Origin of the sequence: Okeania sp. SIO2B9, assembly GCF_010672505.1 — a bacterium.
Taxonomy (GTDB): Bacteria; Cyanobacteriota; Cyanobacteriia; order Cyanobacteriales; family Microcoleaceae; genus Okeania; species Okeania hirsuta.
Window position 1 is genome coordinate 1 of sequence record NZ_JAAHGK010000792.1, and the last position, 3,684, is coordinate 3,684.

A 3,684-nucleotide genomic window follows, 5' to 3' on the forward strand; every position below is an offset into this window, starting at 1 on the left:
TTTCTTCCCTGCTGAGTTCTGACTCCTGACTCCTACCCTCACCCATAAGACTTTTTCAGCAAACCCTAATTATTTCCACAATTCCTATCTCATCAATTAGTCCTGCTACTATTCCTAAGTGGTCGATATTTTGAACTGTTATTTCTTCAATTAAAGACACTTTTTTAAATAGTAAATAACTTAGCGAGGAGTCAGAACTCAGGAGTCAGAACTCAGCAGGGAAGAAAGAAAGAAGGAACAAAAGTAAAGATAATTTCAGTATTTCTTCAGTACTATTTGAACTTTTCTTTCCCTTCAGACTTCTGCCCTCTGCCTTCCTTGTATAAGTATTCAACCAGACATAATATTACTCTCAGTTTCAATCTGTCGCACCACAGTCAACGCTGAATAAGACACTCCTGCCGTACCCTCTCCTGGATGAGTTGAATCTCCTACCAACCATAAATCCTGAATGGGAGTACGATTGGCAAATCCAAAAGGTCCGAAAGTTGAAAGACGCTGACCGACACCACCGACAACACCTTCATCTCGTGCCGTAAATTTAACAAAAGTACGAGGTGTAGCCGCTTCTTGATGAACTATTGTTTCTGGTTTTAAATAAAAATATTCACTCAAACGAGCGATCGCCTCCTCTGCATATTGCTGCTTCAACCCCTGATAATCTTTGCAATGTCTCCAAATTTGAGTATCGGTAAAACTTGAAGCTGTAATTGTTGCTTTACCTGTGGGAGCGCGACCGTCTCCCGGATGACTCACTGATACAAACAAAGAATTATTTTCTCCAATGGGACCGTCATAATTGTAGAAAAACTGCAAATGAGGCGGACAGTTTGGTGGAATAGCACTTTCATCGACTCCCAAATAAACCACAAATGCACCCGATGGTGAGGGGAGTTTATTCACTCGGCGTTTGTAACCGGGTATTGGGTGAGAGGTCTGATTTTCATCTTTCACTAACTTTACTAAGTTTTGCACGGTGACATTAGCCACAATATGGTCGGCAGTTTCTACCCAAGTTTCTCCAGTTTTTTGATTTTTGACTCTGACACCAGTAGCTTTACCCTTATCTATATATATCTGTTCCACAGTATGACCCATCAAGAGTTGTCCTCCGTCTCTTTCTAAAGCTGTAACCAGGCGATCGCTTAACACCTGCATACTTCCCTCAAGATGATACAAACCTTGGGGAGCTTGGGAAACAGCTAAAGCGGTAGCAGCATAAAGTAGAGCTGTTTCCTCTGTACCTACTTGAGAGTAAAGTTTCAGTTGTAAATCCAGAAATGTTTTCAACCGCAAATTATCATTTAAGCCATACAACCGTAACGCATCTGCTACCGTCATCAAAGTAAATGGCACTGTAATCAAAGTATCCAGGCGTACTGCTTTTGCTAACTGCCACATATCCCAGATATTGCGCGGTGGTAAAACTGGGTCTCGCCCTTGAAACTTCCAACTTGCCTTAAATAATTTTGTCATTAGTTGCCAAAATGGTTCGCTACCGGGAAACTGAGAAAGTCTCTCTTGTTGCCATTTTTTTTGGTCGCGCCAAACATTAATAGGTTGAGTTTCTCCTGGTAGAAATACGGCACAGGCAGGGTCGCAGTTGGTGGCCTTCGGAATGTCAATCTCCAACTCAGAGAAAATCCGGTGATGAATACCACCAGTTTCTAAACCTGCTACTTGAGTAGCACCAACATCAAAAGTGAAACCGCGTCGTTTAAAAGTAGAAGCGCAACCACCAGGAACGATCGCTTGGTCGAATATGTGGACTTGATAGCCTCTATGGGCCAGTAATGCTCCTGTTGTTAGGCCACCAACACCTGCACCACATACCACAATTTTTGATTTTTGTATAGTATTTTTAGAGAACATAGAATTTATCTTAATATTTCTTAATTAAATATTAATATAATCTATCATTTGATCGGCTTTTTGGGCAAGGCCAGAACAGAACAAGGAGAAAATGTCTATAAAAAATTAGGCATGATTTTTATGTTAATTGTTATTTATACCTCTTTCAAAGTATTGCTAGTTCAAGTGTAGACAAAAATGTGCAACTCCGTATTCAAGCGGACATGATATGATGACGATCCGAATAAAGGGAAATATTTTTCTCACTGTTCCCTGTTCCCTGTTCCCTGCCTGCTATATAATTTTGTCAAATCATCAATTTACTGGTGGGACTCTAACTATATTTAATTTTGTTACGTTATTCAAGATATCTGGTGCTGCAGTTCTAGGAATACAAACAACATTACCAGCACGCATTTTCTCCAGGCGATCGCCTACCACAGAAATAAGCTGACTAACTCTCCAACGCACTATCTCTCCATACATAGGAATAATCTCAATTTCATCACCCACTTCCACAGACTCAACCAGTTGCAAAACTATATTTTCTGGTGTTGTCTCCATCACAATACCAAGATATTCGTGAGTACCCCTACTACTTTCCAACTGCTTATATACAGAATCATTTCCTGCAGGAATTTCCAATGAAGCAGAAGAATAGTCACGGTGAGGCACAGATTCTAATTCACCACTAATCTGATTCACTAACTCTGGAGTCAACCTCCCTTCTGCATAAGCATCGATCGCTTGACGATAAGATCTACAAGTCATCGCTACATAAAACGATGATTTCATTCGCCCCTCTATTTTCAGAGAACAGATTTGATGCTCAAAAAACGCTCCTACTTGATGAATACCCCATAAATCTTTAGAAGACATAAAAGTAACCGGGCGATCGTCTGTTTTTGCCTCCAACTGATAGGGAAAACGACATGACTGAATACATCCACCACGATTAGAATCTCGACCTGCAGTAAAATTGGAGATTGTACAATTACCAGAAAAAGCCATACACATAGCACCGTGAATAAACATCTCCACATCAATACCAGTTTGTCTACGAATCAACCCACCCTCTGCAACACTGACTTCTCGCCCCACAATTAAACGCTTCACAGCAAATTCTTTCCACATTTGCCCTGCATAAGAATTAAGACAAGATGCTTGAGTCGAGAGATGAATGTCAAGATTAGAACTATTTTTCACTACTCGCAAAACCCCCAAGTCAGAAACAATCACACCATCTACACCAATAGATTCCAGAAATTGACAATATTCGGCTAATCCCTCAAAGTCATCATCGTGGAGAAAAGCGTTCAGAGTCAGATAAACTTTAGCATTATTTTGGTGGGCAAAATTTACTCCGTATTCTAAGTCATAGTCAGAAAAATTATCTGCTCGCGCCCGTAAACCGTATTTTTGCCCTCCCACATAAACAGCATCCGCGCCATAGGTAACAGCAACTTTTAGACGTTCGAGATTTTTAGCAGGAGCTAACAATTCTGGTTTCCACATATTATATATATAGTGATTAACTTAAATATTTTAGCTTGATCGCTCAACTATGGTTTGAAGAATCAGAATCAACGCTATAATTAAAATATAGAGGTTTTGCGGAAATTTTGAACGAACAAAAAACGATAGTGAAACAGCTCGAAACCAAAACCCATCAAGAAATTTTTGATCCCGATAGTGACTGCCAACCAATAGCAGATAATACAGTTCAATTTCGCTGGATAATGGTCATCTACCTTGAAGAAGGAGACAGGAGACAGGAGACAGGAGACAGGAGGAAAATTACTTGGGGGAGCGAATCCCCATGTAATTTTCCTA

2 protein-coding genes and 2 pseudogenes are annotated in these 3,684 nt (G+C 40.2%); 1 reads left to right on the forward strand and 3 read right to left on the reverse strand.

Going from position 1 to position 3,684, the window contains the following annotated elements:
• Positions 1 to 67 precede the first annotated feature (67 nt).
• The 3 genes and pseudogenes from F6K13_RS23470 to F6K13_RS23480 all read right to left on the reverse strand — a co-directional run.
• A pseudogene (locus tag F6K13_RS23470) lies at positions 68 to 160 on the reverse strand (DUF4277 domain-containing protein); the annotation flags it as partial.
• A gap of 170 nt (positions 161 to 330) precedes the next feature.
• Positions 331 to 1,872: a C-3',4' desaturase CrtD gene (gene crtD, locus F6K13_RS23475; RefSeq protein WP_124146242.1), complete on the reverse strand. Its 1,542-nt coding sequence runs from the start codon at positions 1,870 to 1,872 to the stop codon at positions 331 to 333.
• Between the two features lie 294 nt (positions 1,873 to 2,166).
• The gene (locus F6K13_RS23480; RefSeq protein WP_124146241.1) at positions 2,167 to 3,366 is read right to left on the reverse strand and encodes a peptidase U32 family protein; all 1,200 of its coding nucleotides are present in this window, start codon (positions 3,364 to 3,366) and stop codon (positions 2,167 to 2,169) included.
• A gap of 107 nt (positions 3,367 to 3,473) precedes the next feature.
• Here F6K13_RS23480 and F6K13_RS23485 point away from each other — a divergent pair.
• Positions 3,474 to 3,684 (forward strand): annotated as a pseudogene (locus tag F6K13_RS23485) (hypothetical protein); the annotation flags it as partial.